The organism is Nocardia wallacei (assembly GCF_029868745.1).
Classification (GTDB): Bacteria; Actinomycetota; Actinomycetes; order Mycobacteriales; family Mycobacteriaceae; genus Nocardia; species Nocardia wallacei_B.
Genome location: NZ_JARWOP010000122.1, coordinates 1 through 19,614, shown reverse-complemented (window position 1 = coordinate 19,614; position 19,614 = coordinate 1). Strand labels below are relative to the sequence as shown.

Genomic DNA, 19,614 nt, shown 5'->3' with positions numbered 1-19,614 from the left:
GGTCGCTGCGAAGCGACGAAGGAGCCAGCAGCGACCCCCGAAACCCGAGACCAAGGGCGCCACAAACCCGCCGAGCGAAGCTCGGCAAACAAACACAGTAGGCTCATCCGAGCACGGGTTCGCCGTGCGACCTGCTCATGGACGGCGGTGGGCGGGACCGAGTCAGGAGCCGAAGGAGTGTCGTTTTCGTGGCCATCATCGAACAGGTCGGAGCTCGCGAGATCCTGGATTCGCGCGGTAACCCCACTGTCGAGGTCGAGATCGCTCTCGACGACGGCACCCTGACCAGGGCTGCCGTGCCGTCGGGGGCTTCCACCGGCGAGCACGAGGCCGTGGAGCTGCGCGACGGCGGTGAGCGCTACGGCGGCAAGGGCGTGCGCAAGGCCGTGGAGGGCGTGCTCGACGAGATCGCCCCGGCCGTCATCGGTTTGGACGCCGTGGAGCAGCGCACCGTCGACCAGGTGCTGCTGGATCTGGACGGCACCCCCGACAAGTCCCGGCTGGGCGCGAACGCGCTGCTGGGCGTGTCGCTGGCGGTGGCCCGCGCGGCCGCCGAGTCCTCGGGCCTGGAGCTGTTCCGCTACCTCGGTGGCCCGAACGCGCACGTGCTACCGGTGCCCATGATGAACATCCTCAACGGCGGCGCACACGCCGACACCAGTGTCGACGTGCAGGAATTCATGATCGCACCGATCGGCGCGCCCACCTTCCGCGAGGCGTTGCGCTGGGGCGCCGAGGTCTACCACGCTCTCAAGGCCGAGCTGAAGAGCAAGGGCCTGAACACCGGCCTGGGCGACGAGGGCGGTTTCGCCCCCGACCTGCCGGGCGGCACCCGCGAGGCGCTGGACCTGATCGTCGCCTCCATCCAGAAGGCCGGTTACCAGGTCGGCAGCGATGTGGCGCTGGCGCTGGACGTGGCGGCCACCGAGTTCTACACGGCCAGTACCGGTTACAAGTTCGAGGGCAGCGTCCGCTCGGCCGACGAGATGACCGAGTTCTACAGCGAACTGCTGGCCGCCTACCCGCTGGTGTCGATCGAGGACCCGCTGTCGGAGGACGACTGGGACGGCTGGGTCTCGCTCACCGACCAGATCGGCGACAAGGTGCAGCTGGTCGGCGACGACCTGTTCGTCACCAACCCGGAGCGGCTCGAGGACGGCATCGAGAAGGGCGCCGCGAACGCGTTGCTGGTCAAGGTGAACCAGATCGGCACGCTCACCGAGACTTTGGACGCGGTCGAACTGGCCCACCGCAACGGCTACAAGTCGATGATGAGCCACCGTTCCGGCGAGACCGAGGACACCACCATCGCCGATCTGGCGGTCGCGGTCGGCAGCGGGCAGATCAAGACCGGCGCGCCGGCGCGCAGCGAGCGGGTGGCCAAGTACAACCAGCTGCTGCGCATCGAGGACGCGCTGGGTGATTCGGCCCGCTACGCCGGGGACGTCGCGTTCCCGCGCTTTGTTCTCGAGGGGTAGTACGGTCGGAGCTGTCGTCATGCGGCGCGCGTGCCGGGGCCGGATGGTCACGACGGGATCCCCGCGCGCCGCCCCGCAGGCAGCCGATTTTCGAGGTGTGAGATGACGGAGCGACGGGCGCGCGGTGCCAGTCCGTCCGGGCGCGGGGACCGCCGCACGTCGCGGACCGCCCGGTCGCGCCCCGACAAGCCGGTCACCGGTTCCACTCCCGCGGCTCGCACCGCCGCCGGTAAGCGCGCCGCGCAGCGCCGCACCGGGACCGGCGGTTCGCGGGCGGCCCGCGCCCGCGCCGCCCGCGACAAGCACGAGCGCAAGATTCTCGGCCTGTCCACCGGCCGCGCGGTCATCCTGGCCGCCGTGCTGTGCGCGCTGGCGCTGACCCTGGCCGTCCCGATGCGCACCTACTTCAGCCAGCGTTCCGAGGCCGCCCAGCTCGCCCAGGAACGCCGGGAACTGGAGGACGATCTGGCCCGCCTGCGCGATCGCCGTGCGCAGCAACAGGATCCGGCCTACATCAAGTCGGAGGCACGCGATCGGCTGCGCCTGGTGATGCCCGGCGAGACCGCGTACATCGTGCAGGTGCCCGGCATCGAACAACCGCCCGTCCCGGCCCAGGCCACCCGGGCGCGCCAACCCGACCCCTGGTACACCGAGCTGTGGCGCAGCATGTCGACCCCGCAACCCGCGCCGCAGCCGGATGCGGCCGCACCACCCCCGACCCCCGAAGGAGCGCCCCGGTGACAGAGCCCGCCAGCGAGGCCGATCTGGAGATCGTCGCCCGGCAGTTGGGCCGTCCGCCGCGCGGCGTGCTCGGCATCGCCTACCGCACCCCGGACGGGCAGCCGGCCGTCGTCCGGACCGCGCCGCGGCTGCCCGACGGCACGCCGTTCCCGACGCTGTACTACCTGACCGACCCCCGCCTCACCGCCGAGGCGAGCCGGCAGGAGGCGACCGGCGTCATGAAGGGCATGACCGAGCGGCTCGGCGCCGACGCCGAACTGGCCGCCGCCTACCGTGCCGCGCACGAGAGCTATCTGGCCGAGCGCGACGCCATCGAGTCGCTGGGCACCGATTTCAGCGGCGGCGGAATGCCGGAGCGGGTGAAATGCCTGCACGTGCTGATGGCGCACGCGCTGGCGAAGGGCCCGGGGGTGAACCCGCTCGGCGACGAGGCGGTCGCGCTCGCGGCCGACAACGGCTTGCGCGGCACCGCGATTGCGGCAGACTGGCCGAAGTACGTGGAGTACCAGCAGGGGAAGGACAGCGATGAGTGACCGGGTGGCCGCCGTCGATTGCGGCACGAATTCGATCCGGTTGCTGATCGCGGAGGTCGGCGCGGACAAGCATCTGACCGACGTGCACCGGGAGATGCGGATCGTGCGGCTCGGCCAAGGCGTCGACGCCACGGGCGAACTGCACCCGGAGGCGATCGAGCGGACCCGGGCGGCGCTGCACGACTACGTGGACCGGATGGCGGACGCGGGTGTCACGCGGGTGCGCATGGTCGCCACCTCCGCGACCCGCGACGCCCGCAATCGCGACGACTTCTTCGCCATGGCCGCAGCGGAATTGGGCCGCGTGGCGCCCGGCGCGCAGGCCGAGGTGATCACCGGCGACGAGGAGGCCCGGCTGTCGTTCGCCGGTGCGGTCGACGAATTGTCCAGTGCCGAAGGGCCGTTCGTCGTGGTGGACCTCGGCGGCGGGTCCACCGAGGTGGTGCTGGGCGACAGCACGGGCGTGGAGTCGGCGTACTCCGCCGACATCGGCTGTGTGCGGATCACCGAGCGCTGCCTGCACGGCAACCCGCCCACTCGCGAAGAGGTCGCCTCCGCACGGTTTTTCGCGTCTCAGCGGCTGGCGCAGGCGTTCGGGGTGGTGCCGGTGGAGCGGGCGCGCACCTGGGTCGGCGTCGCGGGCACCATGACCACGCTCGCCGCCGTGGCGCTCGACCTGCCCGAATACGATTCGGAGAAGGTGCATCTCACCCGCATGAGCCTGGAACAGGTTCGGGCCGTGTGCAATCGGCTGATCGCGATGAACCACGACGAACGCGCCGCGCTCGGGCCGATGCATCCCGGCCGGGTCGACGTGATCGGTGGCGGCGCGGTGATCGCCGAGGTGCTCGCCGACGAGCTGGCCCGCCGGGCGGGCATCACCGAACTGATCGTCAGCGAGCACGACATCCTCGACGGCATCGCCGCGTCGGTCGCCTGAGCGCTCGCGTCCCCGCCCACACCCCCGATCACGCTGCGGCGCACCCGTTGTCGGGCGTCGCGTCGTGCCCTGTGTGCTGTCCGAATCTGCCGCGGCCGGTATATTGCTCGCAAGCTGCTGTCCTTCTCAGACAGATGGCACATTCGAGCCATTGGCGGGGAAGGGCGTTTTGTCCGACCGGGGTGATCGCAAGGGGAGGGATGTCGTGTCGCCGTCGCGCATTCTGGCAAGTCCGAACCGGCCGGCTTGGGCACTCTGCGTGCGAACCGCTCATGACCTGAACATCCTGACCGGAATCCATCTCGTAAATTCATGCGTCCAGTTAGTCTGCTGCGGCGGCGCGCCGAAACCCGGCCCGCCGAATCACCGCAACTGCGATCCGGTTGCTGGAGAATTGCGTGCATGGAAAGGTCGAGTACATGACCGGAGTGGTCCACCCACCGCAGCGGAGTGCCGAACGCACCCTGTTCGGGCATCCGATCGGATTGGTGAACCTGTTCGGAGTCGAGCTGTGGGAACGGTTCTCGTTCTACGGCATGGTCACGATCCTGGGCTACTACCTGTACTACTCGGCCACCGAGGGCGGGCTCGGGCTGGAGAAGTCCACCGCCACCGGACTCGTCGGCGCGTACGGCGGACTGGTGTACATGTCGACCGTGCTGGGCGGCTGGGTCGCCGACCGCGTGCTCGGCATGGAGCGCACCGTGTTCTACGGCGGTGTCGTGGTGGTGGCGGGACACCTCGCGCTGGCGGTGATTCCGGACCTGGCCGGTGTCGGTGTCGGCCTGGTGCTGGTCGCGCTGGGCAGTGGCGCGCTGAAGGCGAACGCCTCGTCGCTGGTGGGCACCCTCTACGAGAAGGGCGACGCGCGGGCCGACGGCGGCTTCACGCTGTTCTACCTCGGCATCAACATCGGCTCGTTCATCGGCCCGCTGATCACCGGCCTGCTGCAGACGCACGTGGGATTCCACTACGGCTTCGGCGCGGCGGCGATCGGCATGTCGCTGGGCCTCGCTCAGTACGTGGTGTTCCGGCGCAATCTGGGCACGCACGGCCGCGACGTGCCGAACCCGCTGCCGCGCAACGGCTTCGGGCCCGTGCTCGGTGCGGTAGCCGGGCTGCTGGTGGTGGTGGCGGTGGCCGTCGCGACCGGGCTGCTGACGCTGGACAACCTCTCCGACGTGATCACCGGCGTCATCGTGATCGCGGCGATCACCTACTTCGCGGTCATGCTGAGCAGTCCCAAGGTGACGCCCGTCGAGCGCACCCGGGTCCGGGCATTCATCCCGCTGTTCGTCGCCAACGCCGTGTTCTGGTCGCTGTTCCAGCAGATCTTCACCGTGCTCGCGGTGTACTCCGACGAGCGGATGAACTGGTCGCTGTTCGGCTGGACCGCGCCGTCGAGCTGGGTCGGCTCGGCCGACCCGGTCTGGATCATCGTGCTGTCGCCGCTGTTCGCGATCCTGTGGACCAGGCTGGGCAATCGCGCACCGACCACGCCGCGCAAGTTCGCCTACGGCGTGATCGGCATGGGCGCGTCGTTCCTGCTGTTCGTGGCGCTCGCCGGTTTCGACGGCAAGACGGTGCCGGCGGTGCTGGTGTTCCTCGTCCTGGGCGGGTTCGCGGTGTCCGAACTGCTGCTGTCGCCCATCGGCCTCGCGGTGACGACTCAGCTTGCGCCCGAAGCCTTCCGGGCACAGATGATGGCCCTCTACTTCTTCTCCGTCGGCCTCGGCACCGCGATGTCGGGTGTGCTGTCGAAGTACTACGACCCCGGGCACGAGATCGCCTACTTCGGCACCACCGGCTTGGTCGCCATCGCCGTCGGCATCGTGGTCTACTTCTTCGCTCCACGGGTCAGCCGTCTGATGGAGGGAGTCCACTGAGCAAACTTTCGGATAATTCCGAGACGACCGTACAAGTTTGATAGGTTGACCGGACGCCCCCGTAGCCCAATTGGCAGAGGCAGCGGACTTAAAATCCGTCCAGTGTCGGTTCGATCCCGACCGGGGGCACGACGACACAGCAGGTAATCGGTCCTCCGGTCCGGCTGTGTTACATCCCTGTGCGGCCCGCTCGGTGCCCGCGCCCATCATGTCCGCGACCGCGTCGGCGTGGTCGAAACGCTCGGCGCAGGCACCGGCGACGCGGCGGTGCGGGGACACGTTCGCCGGGTGTGCCGCCGTACGGCTTTGTGATCCTCGTCACTGCGCTCTCGGATGGTGCTGTCGGGGCGCCCGTACGTGGTGACGCAACCGGACGCCGTCATGCCCGCGCCGAGTGGCCACCCTGGTTGCCAGGGTGTGGCCGACCCGTCAGTTTCCTTGCAGCAAACCAGCTTCCGCAGGGTTGGGGGCCGGCGCGCCGGGTCTCTCGGCCGTCACCGGCGGGAAGGCCCGACAATGAATTCATCGATGGTGGAAGGACCGGTACCGCATGCTCGAGGGCTCGTCCGGCGCGGCGCGAGGAACGTCCTGAGATGACCGATGTGGTGGACGTCGCGGGTGCGCCGAGGGTGGTGGAGTCCCGCGTCGTCGGGGACTACCTCGTCGCCGCGACCGAGAGGTTGGGGTTGGGATCCGACGCGGCGACCGTTCGCGCCGTGGCGGCGAGCGCCTGCGGCGCGCGGCTGCACCCGGTGTGGCCGGACGGACGGCGGGCCACCACGCTGACCCTCTCCGGATTTCCGCTCGAGGTGAGCGTGACGGGAGGCCGCGGCGAGGTGGTCCCGGCCCTGCGCTACGTCACCGAAACAGCAACGGAGCAAACGGAATTCGCCCGGCGCGCGGCCGTCCAACTGGCCACGATCCCGGACCTGGTCGCACGCTTGCCGGAGGCCGACTCCACGGTCGCCGAACTGCTGCGGTCCTTCGTAGCGACCGTCTACCCCGACCCGGCGGCCGTGTCCAGGCGGCATCGCTTCGTCACCTGGGCCGGGATCACGCATCGAGCCGCGCTACCGCACCACGCCGCGTACCTGAAGGTCTACGCGAACCTGCGGGTGGCGCCCGGGGCCGTGGACAGATTGTGCCGAGCGTGGCCCCAGTTCGCCGGATCGGTGTCGGTGCCCGAGGGTCGGAAGTTCGTGGGACCGGTCGCGGCCGCGTTGGAAGTGGATTCCGGTGGCGACCTGACCCACAAGATCTATCTCTCCACGCGGTACAACGACCCGGCGGTGCCGGGGGAGTTGGTCCGATATCTCGGCGACCCGATCGCGGAGATGTTGGCGGAGTTCGCCCGCTGCGGCGCGGAGGCGAACCCGGTGCGGCAGTACAACCTGGCTCTCTGCCGCGCACACCGTCACGGAAAGAGTTCCGTGACGCTCTACCTGCTCGGTAAGCGGCACACCGACGTGACAGAGCTGGCCCGTGCACTCGCTGCCCGGCATCACGGGAGCACCGATGCCGTCGATGCCCTCGCGCAGGCGGCCGAGACGGCCGGAGCGGTCTGGCGTTATTCGGGTGTCGGGCTGGGTTTCTCCCCGGACAGCGGAATCGACAAGCTGAATGTCTACGGCACACCGCTGTGGATCACAGCGAGTGCCGCACCAGCCCGAGGTGAGCGTTGACATGCTCCAGCCGATGCGCGGAGCGCAGCTGCCGAAGTCGGCTCGGATCGGCCCCGTAGAGTCGCTCGGCCAAGGCGGCGTCGAGGTCGTCGGCCCCGTACAGGTAAGGGCGCCCGCCCAATTCACAGCAGCGTTGCAGCAGATCGTCGAATACTCCGCGAACGGCGGCGGTAGCGGCCGGGTCGCGATCGACCCAGGCGTAGATGCCCACCCCGATCGATACGGGCGCATTTGCGGCCGGTGCGAAGGCGAACGGAACGGCGTCGGCGCGACGGCGCACGATCAGGAGATAGAGCATCGTGCGGGCCCGATCGAGGGGCGGCCGGAGCCGATGGGCCTCCACCGCCGCGACCATCGGCGCCAGCTGCCCGGCGGGCACGAGGTAGTCGGTCCACAGGCGCACGCGATCGGCGGCCCGCTCCGGCTCGCGATCCCAAGCGAACGGCAGATCCGGCACTCGCACACAGGTTTCGGCATCGCAGTGCTCCGGTTCGTCGGAGATCCAGCCGGTCGCGGAGCGAAAGCGGTTGCGGCGCACCGACGCCCAGAAGATGTCGACCTCGTCACAGCGTGCGATTCGCTCGGTGTGCTCGACGAGATCGGCGACGGTTCGATGGTGCGCGCGGTGCACGTGGGCGAAGCGGCGATACGGCGCCGACCGCAGCACGACCCGCTCGATCAGTCCGACGGTGCCCAGCCCGCCCAGCGCGAACCTGAACAGCTCCGGATGGTCTGTGCGGGAACACCACCGGCCGGTCCCGGTCCCGTCGATCAGCCGGATCCGTTCGATGTGGTCGATCTGCATGCCGTGGCGCGCGGAGGTGATTCCGATACCCCCGACCGACAGCGTGCCGCCGACCGACATGTGCAGGTAATTGGGAAGCACCGGAACCGATCGTCCGTGTCGGTTGAGGTGTCGCTCCAGGGCGTACCAACTCGCTCCCGACGGCACCTCGATCAGGCCGCCGCCGAGATCGCGGATGTCACGTGCGTAGGTGTCCGGCGCGTAGGTGACGAGAAGTTCGTTTTCGGTGACGGTCTGGCCGCCGCAGGAATGGCCCGCGCCACGTAATGTCATCGGCTTACCCGACCCGAGCAGCTCGGCGGGAATCGCCGTCGGCATTCGATGCACGGCCTTCGGGGCGGCGTGCCACAGACCGCCGAAATCGGTAACGAATTCCTCGATGATGAACCTCGCGAAACTGGTCCGGTATCGGCGATGACCTGCCCGCCGGACACTGTAATCACTTCCCGTCCATGGGAATGCGTGTGGATCCCCATCCGCGAGAAGGCGGAACAATACGTCCCAGGTAGCCGGGCGGAAGGATGACTGTGCCACAGACGAGGGGCCGACCCATGGTCTTGCCGAGAGGTCCACTCGTGGCGGCGGCCGAGGCGGTGGCGGGAGGATCGGTTCCTCCGCCTTTCTTCGTCGGGGAATCCGACGACGGTGACCTGCATCTCGCCCGCACTCTGGTTGCCGCGATCCTTGCCGACGCGCCCGCCTCGGCGGCCGGCCTGGAGTGGGCGGTGGCGATACTCAGAACCTCGACGGGCGCCTTGGTGCTGCTGAACACCACGGAGGGGCGCGGTTGGTTGCCGCCGGGACTGTTCCTGCCGGTGGAGGTCACCACCCTGTGGCGCTGGCCGGTGATTCGCCGGAAGCCGGCCGACGAACTCATCGATCCGTTGGAGGGCGTTGCCGATCCCTCTCGTGCGCTCGTCGAATTCGGCCTGCTCGGTGAGAGTCGCGGTCGTGGTCGGATCAGCGCACTGGCGTCGTCCCGGCGTATTCCGGCAACGGTCCGCGCGGGTCTGGGCGGCCGGGTTCTCGTCGAGGACCAGGTGGAAGCCTTCAGGTCCGGAGTCGACCTCGCGTCGCCCGGTGTGGGCCTGGTCGATCGGCTCACGATCGCCGGGTCCGACGAGTTGCTGCGCCGTGCCGCGGAGGCGTCCGAAGGGGACGTTCGGGCCACCTGCCTCGAGCTCGCCCGAGACGCGGACGCGAGGGTGCGGGCCGCGGTGATCGATGCGGGCGGAGATCTGACGGCGTACCACGACCTGCGTCACCGGACCCTCGAAGCGTTGTGTGCCGGTCGCGAGATTCCGGCAAGCTGGTGGGGGCAGCTTCGGGACGCCGACGGCATGCTGGCGGCCGTATCGAGGTCGCGGCGGCTTGATGTTTCCGAATCTGCCGTCGGGACCCCGGTGGCCCCACCCGGCGCGGATGCCCTGCGCGCCTTGATGTTCGAGCGTCGCGCAGGCGAACTACTGTTGCTTACCGCTGAGGAGGCGGGCGAGCAGACGCTGCGCGATGCGTTGTATACGTATGGCCAGATCGTGGAGCATCCACTCATCCCGGCAGCAAATGGTGAGGGCAGGAGATCCTGATGGGCAGGAACAAGGACCAACTGGTCAGCGATCTCAGGGGCGACTGGGATGACGCCATGTGGTTCGGCGACGTCGACGACGACAAGGTCGGCGATTACCTGAGGGATCTCAACGACCTGCCACCGGGCCAGATGGCCGAGGTCATCAAGAGCCTCGGGATGGGCATTCGAGAAGATCTGGTCGACGATGCCTCGGACGGGGACAAGGAGAAATATCCCCTTCTTGTCGATGCTCTGCAACACGACGACAAGATTCCCGCACTCGTCAATCATCATCTCGAATCCGACTTTCTCGGTAAACGGGAGGACCCGAAGGCCGGGGACAAGTTTTCCGATTTCAAGCTGGAAATTCCGATTCCGCCGGGATCGGGGGTGTCGAATGATTTGAAAGCGGCCATTTCGGTGGCGAACGACGAGTTGCGGTATCTGATGTATCAGATGGGGACGGAGAACAGAGAGAAACCGTCGCTGCTGCTCTCGCCGTCCGAGAACGACAAGAACGCGATGGACAAGAATTTGTCGGAGACGTTCATGAACACGATCGCGTCGGGACAGACCGCGGACGGGTACTTGTCGGCGATCACGTATCTGGAAGCGCTCGCGGACGAGTGGAACAGTAAAGATTCGCAGTATCTGCTGACCGAGCAGACGCTGGGTAATTTGAACGGCCGCTACTACAAGAGCATGTGGGACCGGATCCAAACGGTACGTGAGCACATGTTCAACAGCATGCGGGAACTCGACGGCACCGAGACCACCTGGATCGACGGGCAGTTCGAGAAGCCCGAGGCCGACCGCGCCGCGATCGTCAAGGATCTGCCCGAGGGCAAGCGGGACAAGGCCGGGCTGGAAGAAGCGCTGCGGGAGCCCGGGATTCAGCACGTGATCGAGGAACGGCCGTTGTTCAACATGATTCGGCAAGCGGTCGTGGGTTGCCGCGACGACGTGGTCTCCTACGTGGACACCGTCGCCGACCTCCCCTTCGACATCGGCACACCCGCACCCGCCCCCGCACCGGCGCCCGCGCCGTCTCCCTCGCCGTCACCGTCCCCCTCGCCGTCTCCCTCGCCCTCCCCGTCACCGTCTCCCTCGCCGACCCCGGTGCCGACGCCTACACCCACACCCACACCGACACCGACTCCCACCCCCACGCCGACTCCGACGCCGACCCCCGCTGACAACACCGGTAACGAGGACTTCAGCAACCTGTTCAGCGACCTAGACCTGACCGGTGAGGACGGCAATCCGATCGGCGCCGACACCGACGGCGGACTCGTCACCGCGGGCAACGGCACCACCGGCAACGGTCTCCCCACGGGCAGCGGCGTCACCGCGGGCAACACCGGCGGCAATACCGGTGGCAACACGGGAGGCGGCGGCGGTGGCGGTGACGCCCTCGGCGGACTCACTTCCATCCTTCCCATGCTGCTGACCATGCTCACCAGCGGACTCGGCGGCGCGGGAAACCTGCTCGGCGGCAACAAAGACAAAGACGACGACAAACCGAGCGAAGAAGAGATCAAGGAGCGCGAGCGGGCCGCCTACGAAGCCGGGGCGCAATCTCAGCAGACCGTCACCGCCCAGCAGGCCGGCTACGCCCAGCCCGCCGCCACCGACCCCAACGCCGCCGGCGCGGCCCAGCCCGGCGCCGTCACCGCGCCCACCGGCAACGGCAACCCGCCTCCGGTCAACGCGCCCGGCGCCATGGTCGACTTCCCCATCCGCGACGGAGTCACCCAGCAGGTCCCCACCACCGTCGCCGACGCCCTCAACCGGCAACTCCACGGCGGGGCCGTCGACGCCAATGCCGCGTACGCCGGCACTCCCGGCGAATCCACCGGTGACCACCGCTGGACCATCGTCAACGATCTCAACAAACTCCAAACCGGCGATATCGTCCAATGGTCCAACCACAGCGCCCTCATCGTCGTCGACAACGGCACGCTCAGCTACGTCGACAACGGCCAACTCATTCCGCTCGACCCGCAGAACCCGCAGGACAGCAACTACGGCGCCTTCCAAGGATTCCGCCATCCCTCGGGTATCGCCGACCCGAACGACACAGCGAACCCCGAACCCAACCCCACGGCCATCACCGCGGCCGCCACCCCGCCGCCCGTCACCGCCGCCCAAAGCCCCGGCGCCGCGGAACCGCCGAAGATCTGACGCCGCTATTGCGGATCTTGATCTTCACTCCCGTTCAGGTGAATGGTGTACCCGGTGTACCGCTCCCAGCTCTGGTTCGCGTCGTCCCATGAGTAGTTGTATCTGCCGATGTGTTCCAGGCGGATCCTGGTGTCGGCGAAAATGCTGAATCCGGAACGCCGGGCGCGCTCGCAGAACGCGAAATCCTCGCCGAGATACCAGGTGTCGTCCTCCCGTTCGACCACCATCGGCAGGAAGAACGGGATGCGTGGGCTGCTGTTCCGCTGGCATATCGGAAGCTGCTCGTGCACGACGATCTTCTCGTATACTTCGCGTTTGGTATACAGGAATCCACCGGCGGCGTGCCTGATCTCCATCAGGCCGCCGTGCTTTCCGAAATGAATCTTGCGGGTTCCGGGCAGGAATCCGCACGCAGGCTGGAAGCGTGGATGTTTCTTCGCGTAGATGCCGCACACGATCGGAAGATCGTGTGATCGAAGCGTTTCCACGGATTCGGGTTCGAATTTTACATCCGAATCGATCCACATCAATTCGTCGAATCCCTTGGCCAGCGCTTTGGTGGCGAGCCGATTGCGTCCCTGATCGATGGCGGAAACACCGAACACGCGCCACACCGTATATCCGAGATGCTCGAGTCGCCGCAGGTTGTATTCACATGCGGGGTCGATGTGATCCCGCGCGGGCACCAGCACGACGCACCCGGAGGGGTCCTTTTCCATTCATCCACCTAAGAAAGGGCTGACCGACTGAGAGAACGGTACCGCGCGCAAACCGAGGCTGCCTCCTCTGGGAACCCGCCCGGCCCGGTGGTATAACAGGCCCCTTCGCGCCTTCTTCCCAATTGTGGGGAGTGGGGATAATGAGGTCTGTTGCCTGGAGGTGGCACGTGGACCAGTCGGCTGCCGAGTCGGGCATGCTGGACGCGCCTGCCGCGCCGGGTTCACGGTTCTGTTGTCGAGAGGGCGACACGTCACCGGCCGGACGGTGAGCTGTCCTGGAGAGTGGGGCCATCATGGTCGAGATGCATCCCGAGACGGTGGCTGCGCTCGGTTCGAGCAAGGAATTCATCCACACGATCGATGAGATGCAGGAACGGATCGACCGGATCCGGGCCAGGCGGCCATCTCCGACCTCGCGGGTGATTCCGGAAGTCGATGCCGAAGCCAGGCTCACGGATCTGTACATCGCCCCGGGCACGATCGAGATAATGACTCGGCAACAGTTGGCCGCAGAGATCGTGGGTGCGATCCAGGAGAGCGCGATCGACGCGCTGCGACAGCACCGGCTGGCGGTGCGGGCGACCGAGTGGCCCGAAACCCGCCGGGCAGGCCGTGGGGAGTGAAATGGCGACGCCGGGTGACGTCGATGCCGCGGTCCACAGCGACCACGTGCCGCAGAATCAGGTCTACGAGGTCTTCAACCCCGACTATTCGGTGGGTGTCGCGTGTGAACGCAACGGCATCGTGGTCGGACTGCACCTCGACGACGAGGTGTGGGAATCCACCGACAGCTGGCTCGCCGCCGAGATAGTCCGGCTCGCCCGGCTGGCTCATATGAAGGCCAGGGTCGGCCGCCGCGCGGAGTTGGTCCAGCGGTACGGAAACGGGAGCCTCGCCGACGCGCTCGGCCTCCCCACCGAGGCTCAGTACCGCCTCGCCGAGAAGCAGGAATTCGGCGGCAGCTACTGACCGCGCATTCCCACGATTGGGGACGTGCGACACTGCAAAGAGTTCGGTCGGAAAGAAAGAGGCACTCGGCATGGCGCGACCCGTCAATCAGGACCCGGACAATCTGCATCAAAGCGGCAGTGACAACCACGGTGTGGCACCCGCGAGTCGCGAGCGCGCCAAGACCAACGACGAGTACCGCAACAAGTTCTACGGTGCCTACGGGTATGCCGCCCACTCGTACCTCGTCTGGTCGGACGGGCAGTACCGGACCGCTCACGAGACCGGCTGGAATACGAAGGCCGAGGGTCACGAGACAACCGGTGACAACGCGTACGGGGCTTCGCGCAACTTCTCGACCACGGATATCCACGGCGGGTCGCAAGTCCGGGGCAGCGCGCCGGAAGTGTAAGTCCGCCAATCCCGTTCGGCATGTGCCGACGGTGCGATAACCACATTTTCGCTCTCTGCCGATGGTCGTCGATCCGGACGACCATCGGCATTCGGCTTTTATCCCGCGGCGACTGTGTCGCGTCAGACCTTCGGTGGCTCGATGGCGCTGGGGTCTTGCGCAGTGGCGATGGGGGGCGGAGAGGCGACCGTGGGTGCGGGTTGGGCGTTGGCGGTGTTGAGGGGCGGTGGGGTGCCGTTGCCGGCGGGTGCGGTGACGGCCCCGGGCGGGGCGCCGTTGCCGGTGGGAGCGGTCGCACCGGCGGGTGCCGTGACGCCGGCGGGTTGGGTGGCGGCGGCATTGGGGTCGGTCGCGCCGGTGCCTTGCTGGGTGAAGGAGGCTTGCTGGGCGGTGACGGTCTGCTGCTGTGACTGGACGCCGGCTTCGTAGGCGGTCTTTTCGCGTTCCTTGATGTCCTCTTCGGTGGGCTTGTCGCCCTCTTTGTCTTTGTCGCCGCCGAGGAGGTTGCCCGCGCCACCGAGTGCGCTGGAGAGCGCGGATATCAGCAGGGGCGCGATATTGCCGAGTCCGCCGAGCGGGTCACCGCCGCCGCTGCCCGCGTTGTTGCCGCCGTTGCCGGTGGTATTGGCCGCGGTGGTGACACCGCCGGTGGGCGAACCGTCGGCGGTGACGAGGCCGCTCTCGTCGCTGAGGGCACTGCCGTCCTCACCTGTCAGGTCGAGGTCGCTGAACAGGTTGCTGAAGTCGTCGTTACCGGTGGTGTCGGATACGGGCGTCACGGTCGGTGAGGGTGTCGGCGTGGGTGTCGGTGTCGGTGTCGGCGTGGGGGTGGGCGTGGGGGCGTAAACCGGTGACGGCGATGGCGCGGGCGATGGTGCGGGCGAAGGCGAGGGTGACGGGGAGGGCGACGGCGAGGGCGACGGAGAGGGCGACGGTGACGGCGCGGGCGCCGGTGCGGGCGCGGGCGCGGGTGTGCCGGTGTCGAAGGGGAGGTCGGCGACGGTGTCCACGTAGGAGACCACGTCGTCGCGGCAGCCGACGACCGCTTGCCGAATCATGTTGTACAGCGGCCGTTCCTCGATCACGTGCTGGATCCCGGGCTCTCGCAGCATCGCTTCCAGCCCGGCCGTGTTCTGCTTGTCGTCGGCCAGGTCCTTGACGACCGCGGCCCGGTCGGCCTTGGGCTTCCCCAATTGCTCGGCGATCCAGGTGGTCTCGGTGCCCTCGATTTCTTTCATGCTGTCGAACATGTGCTCACGTACCGTTTGGATCCGGTCCCACATGCTCTTGTAGTAGCGGCCGTTCAAATTACCCAGCGTCTGCTCGGTCAGCAGGTACTGCGAATCTTTACTGTTCCACTCGTCCGCGAGCGCTTCCAGATACGTGATCGCCGACAAGTACCCGTCCGCGGTCTGTCCCGACGCGATCGTGTTCATGAACGTCTCCGACAAATTCTTGTCCATCGCGTTCTGATCATTGCTCTCCGGCGAGATCAGCAGCGACGGCTTCTCCTTGCTCTCCGTCCCCATCTGATACATCAGATACCGCAACTCGTCGTTCGCCACACCGATGGCGACTTTCAGATCATTCGATACCGCGCTCCCCGGCGGCACCGGAATCTCCAGCTTGAAATTCGAAAACTTGTCCCCGGGGTTCGGATCGTTCTGATTACCGAGAAAGTCCGTCCACGACATCGGCAGGTTCCGGTCGTCGGACGCATCTCTGTCGTATACGGAGGTATTGTCCTCCCATTTGATATGGAAGGCCTTACCGTCGGCCTGGTAATCGATGCCGTTTTCTTTGAACTCGTCGAAGGGCCAGCTTCTGACCTGTATCGGATGTGCGGGGTCGTCGGGGTTCGCCTGGTACAGGGTGACCTTGCCACCGGGGCTCTCCTGGCCGGTGAAGTAGCCGGACCTGGGGGGCTCGTCCGTCTTCGTAAGCTTGCCGTCCGAAGACGCGTACTGGTAGTACTTGGTCACTGCGCACCCCTCGACAAGTGGTCTCGCCGCAATCGGTACAACAGCTGCGCCGGGGCGAGGGCCACGGCACTGGCCCGTCGATCCGATCGGTGCGACGTCTGCCCCGATTATGCCGAGTCCCCAAATATGGGAAACGGCCGAGCGTGGGCGGCGAACCCCGCTCGGCCGTGAATTCCCCTATCAGCTGTTGATCAACTCCGCCTCGGACTCCGCCTCGTCCGGCTGCTCCGGACTGGTGGAGCGGTTGGGGAGCAGAATCGCCATGACTATCACGATCAAGGCCAGGGCGGCGGAGACGGCGAAGGCCAGTTTCATGCCGTCGAGGTGGGCGGTGACGGGGTCGGCGCCGTCGGCCACCAGGGCGGTGCTGCGGGCCGACATGATCGTCACGACGAGGGCGGTGCCCAGAGCCGCGGCGACCTGCTGCAGCGTGCCCAGCATGGAACTGCCGTGGGAGTAGAGGTGCGCGGGCAGGGCGCCCAGACCCAGGGTGAACACGGGGGTGAAGGCCGCGGCCAGCGACACCATCAGCAGGATGTGCAGCGCCAGCAGCGCCCAGTACGGCATGGTCAGCGAGATCTGGGTGAAGCCGGCCAGCGCGGCGGCGACGCCGATCGAACCGGGGATGACCAGCACCCGCCCGCCGAACCGGTCGTACAACCGGCCGATGGTCGGGCCGAGCAGGCCCATCGCCAGGCCGCCCGGCATCACCAGCAGGCCGGTCTGCAGCGGGCTGAGTTCGCGCAGATTCTGCAGATACAGCGGCAGCAGGATCATCGAGCCGAGCATGGCCAGGAACGCCACCGCCATCAGGGTCAGCGCCTTGGCGTAGGTGCCCGATCGCAGCACCCGCATGTCCAGCAGCGGCGCACCGGTGCGCTGCAGCCGCAACTGACGCAGGACGAACAGCGCGATCACGGCCAGTCCGGCCACGACGATCACCGCGGGGGTCGCGACATTGTGGGTCTCGAATCGGCTCAGGCCGTACACGAGTCCGCCGAAGCCGAGCGCCGAGAGCGCCACGCTGAACCAGTCGATCGCGCCCGTCTCCGGTTCGCCGACATTCTCCAGCTGCCGCAGGCCGAACCAGGTCACGATGCCGGCGATCGGCAGCACCAGCACGAAAAGCCAACGCCACGAAGCGATCTGCAGGACGAGCCCGGAGATGACCGGGCCCATGGCGGGCGCCACCGAGATGGCCAGGGTGACGTTGCCCATGACGCGACCGCGATCCTGCTCGGGCACCACCGTCATCAGCGTGGTCATCAGCAGCGGCATCATCACCGCGGTGCCGCCCGCCTGGACGATCCGGCCGAGCAGCAGCACCTCGAACGTCGGCGCGACGGCCGACAGCGCCGTGCCCGCGAGGAACACACCCATCGCGATGGCGTAGGCGCGGCGGGTGGTGACCCGCTGCAGGAACCATCCGGTGACCGGGATGATCGCCGCCATGGTGAGCATGAACGCGGTGGACACCCACTGCGCCGACCGCTCGCTGACGTGCAGATCGCTCATGAGCCGCGGGATCGCGTTGATCATGATGGTCTCGTTGAGAATCACCGTGAAGGTGGCGAGCACCAGTAATCTGATGACTGGCGGTGTCCGCCGCCCGCTCGGGCGATCGGTTCTGGCGGCGGACATCGGGTACCTCCGGGGGCGTGCTCGAAATGGGGACTGTGTGGCCCCGGGCGAGTCTTCGACTGCCGTATCCCGTGCCACATGAGATCGGACGGGGATGGACGGCTCAACTCATCGGTCGCCGCTCAGTATTCCCGGCGGACGTCGGCCGGAGCATCCGGTTTTCCGATGCCCGACAGCACTCGATAGCTGGGTAAATGCCTGGTGGACAACCATTTCGACAGGTCGCGGGGCATAATCGTGACGCTGGTCACGGCGTCCGCTCGGGCGCGCGCACGGGCAGCAACGCCGCCAACCCGATGCCCAGCACCAGCAACAGTCCCACGATGCCCGCGCGATCGGCGCCGAAGCCCCAGGCGAACAGGCCGAACAGCGTCGGCGCCAGGAACGACACCGCGCGTCCGGTGGTGGTGTAGAGGCCGAACATCTGACCCTCGCGACCCGGCGGTGCGAGCCGGACGAGGAAGCTGCGCGCCGCGGCCTGCGCGGGGCCGACGAAGATGGTGAGCAGCAGCCCGAACACCCAGAACAGCACCGGCCCCGACACGACCAGCAGCGCCGCGCCACACACCAGCATCGCGATCAGCGACGCCACGATGACCGCCTTGGGCCCGACGGTGTCGTCGAACCGGCCCGCGACGAGCGCGCCGAGCGCGGCCACCACATTCGCGGCGATGCCGAACAGCAGCACATCGTCGTCGGCGATGCCGTACACCCGCACGGCCAGCACCGCGCCGAAGGTGAACACGCCGGCCAGCCCGTCGCGGAACACCGCGCTCGCCACCAGGAACCCCACCGTGCGCCGATCGGCCGCCCACAGGTCGCGCAGGTCGCGCCACAGCACGCGATAGGACGCGAAGAACCCGGCCCGCGCCGCCCCGGGATCGGCCGTCGTGCGCGGCAGTTCGGGGATCGCCATCAGCACCGGCACCGCGAAGGCCGCGAACCAGACCGCCGCGAACACCGCGACGAGCCGGATGTTCAGCCCGTCCTGCGTGGGCACGTCCAGCAGCCCGCGGTTGTCGCCGTCGCCGGCGATGAACCCGAAATAGCAGATCAGCAGCAACAGGATGCCGCCGAAATACCCCATCGCCCAACCGAATCCGGACACCCGGCCGACCGTCGCCGGGGTGGAGACCTGCCGTAGCATCGCGTTGTAGGGCACCCCGGCCAGTTCGAAGGCGGCCGAACCGAGTCCGAGCAACAGCAGACCCAGCCACAGTTCGCGGTGGTCGTCGTGCACGAAGAACATCGCCGCCATCACCATGATCGTGAGCCCGGTCAGCACGGCGAGCGAGAGTCGGCGGCGGGCGGTGGCGTCGAACCACTGCCCGCTGACCGGTGCGGTGACCGCGACGAACAGACCGGACAGTCCCAACGCCCAGCCGAGCCAGGAGCTCGCCGAGATCCCGCCGGGCAGGTCGTCGCCCACGGTGTCGGTGAGGTAGACCGAGAACACGAAGGTCAGGATCACGGCCTGGAACGCGGACGAGCCCCAGTCCCACAGCCCCCACGCCACGACTTGCCCTCGTCCGGCGGCCTGCCCGATCGTCGCCCGCCCCGAAACTTCGGTCATGCAGCGCAGCGTATTCGAGAAGACGCCCGGCTCGCGGGTATGATAAACATTTGGTGGCGACCGTCTAGCATCGGAGCAGCAGCATGATTCCGGATCCGGTTAAGTTTCGGGTCGGCAGCGTCGATTCGCTTGTGGCCGAGCGTGGTCCGACGGCTCTGCGCATCGCGGTCGGCGGACAGCTGCGCAAGCTCCGTGAGCAGTGCGGGATCACCCGCGAGGCCGCGGGCGAACATATTCGCGGCTCGCACGCCAAGATCAGCCGCCTGGAACTGGGCCGCACCGGCTTCAAGGAACGCGATATCCGCGACCTGCTGTCGTTGTACGGCGTCAACGACCCCGAGGAGCGCGAGTCCTTCCTCGAACTCGTCCGGACGGCCAACCGGCCGGGCTGGTGGCACCGCTACAGCGACCTGCTACCGCAATGGTTCGAGACCTACATCGGCCTCGAGCACGCCGCGCACTCCATCAGAACCTTTGAGGCGCAACTGGTTCCGGGCCTGCTGCAGACCGAGGCCTACACCCG

17 protein-coding genes and 1 tRNA gene are annotated in these 19,614 nt (G+C 67.5%); 13 read left to right on the top strand and 5 right to left on the bottom strand.

Annotation, left to right across the window (positions count from 1 at the left end):
• Nucleotides 1-188: 188 nt before the first annotated feature.
• The 7 genes from eno (at nucleotide 189) to QH470_RS09875 (ending at nucleotide 7,260) form a co-directional block, all read left to right on the top strand.
• Nucleotides 189-1,478, top strand: coding sequence for a phosphopyruvate hydratase (gene eno, locus QH470_RS09905; protein ID WP_280271998.1), 1,290 nt, complete (start codon nucleotides 189-191; stop codon nucleotides 1,476-1,478).
• Nucleotides 1,479-1,580: 102 nt separating this feature from the next.
• A complete protein-coding gene (locus tag QH470_RS09900; RefSeq protein ID WP_280271997.1) occupies nucleotides 1,581-2,219 on the top strand; it encodes an FtsB family cell division protein in 639 nt (212 codons plus the stop codon).
• Nucleotides 2,216-2,752, top strand: a complete 537-nt coding sequence (locus tag QH470_RS09895; protein WP_280271996.1) for a DUF501 domain-containing protein — start codon at nucleotides 2,216-2,218, stop codon at nucleotides 2,750-2,752. The genes QH470_RS09900 and QH470_RS09895 overlap by 4 nt, the downstream gene beginning before the upstream one ends.
• Entirely contained in the window at nucleotides 2,745-3,692 is a 948-nt protein-coding gene (locus tag QH470_RS09890) for a Ppx/GppA phosphatase family protein (protein ID WP_280271995.1), read from the top strand. Before QH470_RS09895 ends, QH470_RS09890 begins: the two co-directional genes overlap by 8 nt.
• 419 nt (nucleotides 3,693-4,111) lie before the next feature.
• Nucleotides 4,112-5,578 (top strand): peptide MFS transporter, encoded by a 1,467-nt coding sequence (locus QH470_RS09885; protein ID WP_280271994.1) that lies wholly within the window; start codon nucleotides 4,112-4,114, stop codon nucleotides 5,576-5,578.
• A 55-nt stretch (nucleotides 5,579-5,633) separates the two neighbouring features.
• Nucleotides 5,634-5,707: transfer RNA gene (locus QH470_RS09880), tRNA-Leu, on the top strand.
• Nucleotides 5,708-6,171: 464 nt separating this feature from the next.
• Nucleotides 6,172-7,260, top strand: a complete 1,089-nt coding sequence (locus tag QH470_RS09875) for a hypothetical protein (RefSeq protein WP_280271993.1) — start codon at nucleotides 6,172-6,174, stop codon at nucleotides 7,258-7,260.
• Here QH470_RS09875 and QH470_RS09870 read toward each other — a convergent pair.
• Nucleotides 7,223-8,383, bottom strand: a complete 1,161-nt coding sequence (locus QH470_RS09870; protein ID WP_280271992.1) for an FAD-binding protein — start codon at nucleotides 8,381-8,383, stop codon at nucleotides 7,223-7,225. The genes QH470_RS09875 and QH470_RS09870 overlap by 38 nt on opposite strands.
• A gap of 233 nt (nucleotides 8,384-8,616) precedes the next feature.
• Between QH470_RS09870 and QH470_RS09865 the strand changes: the two genes are divergently transcribed.
• Entirely contained in the window at nucleotides 8,617-9,651 is a 1,035-nt protein-coding gene (locus QH470_RS09865) for a hypothetical protein (RefSeq protein ID WP_280271991.1), read from the top strand.
• Nucleotides 9,651-11,816, top strand: coding sequence for a hypothetical protein (locus QH470_RS09860; protein ID WP_280271990.1), 2,166 nt, complete (start codon nucleotides 9,651-9,653; stop codon nucleotides 11,814-11,816). Before QH470_RS09865 ends, QH470_RS09860 begins: the two co-directional genes overlap by 1 nt.
• 5 nt (nucleotides 11,817-11,821) lie before the next feature.
• Here QH470_RS09860 and QH470_RS09855 read toward each other — a convergent pair whose 3' ends face one another.
• Nucleotides 11,822-12,535, bottom strand: a complete 714-nt coding sequence (locus tag QH470_RS09855; RefSeq protein WP_280271989.1) for a hypothetical protein — start codon at nucleotides 12,533-12,535, stop codon at nucleotides 11,822-11,824.
• Between the two features lie 302 nt (nucleotides 12,536-12,837).
• On the opposite strand from QH470_RS09855, the gene QH470_RS09850 reads away from it, so the two are divergent.
• The 3 genes from QH470_RS09850 to QH470_RS09840 all read left to right on the top strand — a co-directional run bounded on the left by QH470_RS09850 (nucleotide 12,838) and on the right by QH470_RS09840 (nucleotide 13,895).
• Nucleotides 12,838-13,158 (top strand): hypothetical protein, encoded by a 321-nt coding sequence (locus tag QH470_RS09850; protein ID WP_280271988.1) that lies wholly within the window; start codon nucleotides 12,838-12,840, stop codon nucleotides 13,156-13,158.
• A 1-nt stretch (nucleotide 13,159) separates the two neighbouring features.
• Complete coding sequence (locus QH470_RS09845; RefSeq protein ID WP_280271987.1) at nucleotides 13,160-13,504, top strand: hypothetical protein; 345 nt, start codon at nucleotides 13,160-13,162, stop codon at nucleotides 13,502-13,504.
• 70 nt (nucleotides 13,505-13,574) lie between these two features.
• Complete coding sequence (locus tag QH470_RS09840) at nucleotides 13,575-13,895, top strand: hypothetical protein (protein WP_280271986.1); 321 nt, start codon at nucleotides 13,575-13,577, stop codon at nucleotides 13,893-13,895.
• A gap of 122 nt (nucleotides 13,896-14,017) precedes the next feature.
• Here QH470_RS09840 and QH470_RS09835 read toward each other — a convergent pair whose 3' ends face one another.
• The 3 genes from QH470_RS09835 to QH470_RS09825 all read right to left on the bottom strand — a co-directional run bounded on the left by QH470_RS09835 (nucleotide 14,018) and on the right by QH470_RS09825 (nucleotide 19,091).
• On the bottom strand, nucleotides 14,018-15,877 hold the full coding sequence (locus QH470_RS09835; protein WP_280271985.1) for a hypothetical protein: 1,860 nt from the start codon (nucleotides 15,875-15,877) through the stop codon (nucleotides 14,018-14,020).
• 180 nt (nucleotides 15,878-16,057) lie between these two features.
• A complete protein-coding gene (locus QH470_RS09830) occupies nucleotides 16,058-17,518 on the bottom strand; it encodes an MDR family MFS transporter (protein ID WP_280271984.1) in 1,461 nt (486 codons plus the stop codon).
• A 247-nt stretch (nucleotides 17,519-17,765) separates the two neighbouring features.
• Nucleotides 17,766-19,091 (bottom strand): MFS transporter, encoded by a 1,326-nt coding sequence (locus tag QH470_RS09825; RefSeq protein ID WP_280271983.1) that lies wholly within the window; start codon nucleotides 19,089-19,091, stop codon nucleotides 17,766-17,768.
• 83 nt (nucleotides 19,092-19,174) lie between these two features.
• Between QH470_RS09825 and QH470_RS09820 the strand changes: the two genes are divergently transcribed.
• Nucleotides 19,175-19,614 (top strand): helix-turn-helix domain-containing protein (locus QH470_RS09820; RefSeq protein ID WP_280271982.1); only part of this gene is annotated, 440 nt, incomplete at its 3' end.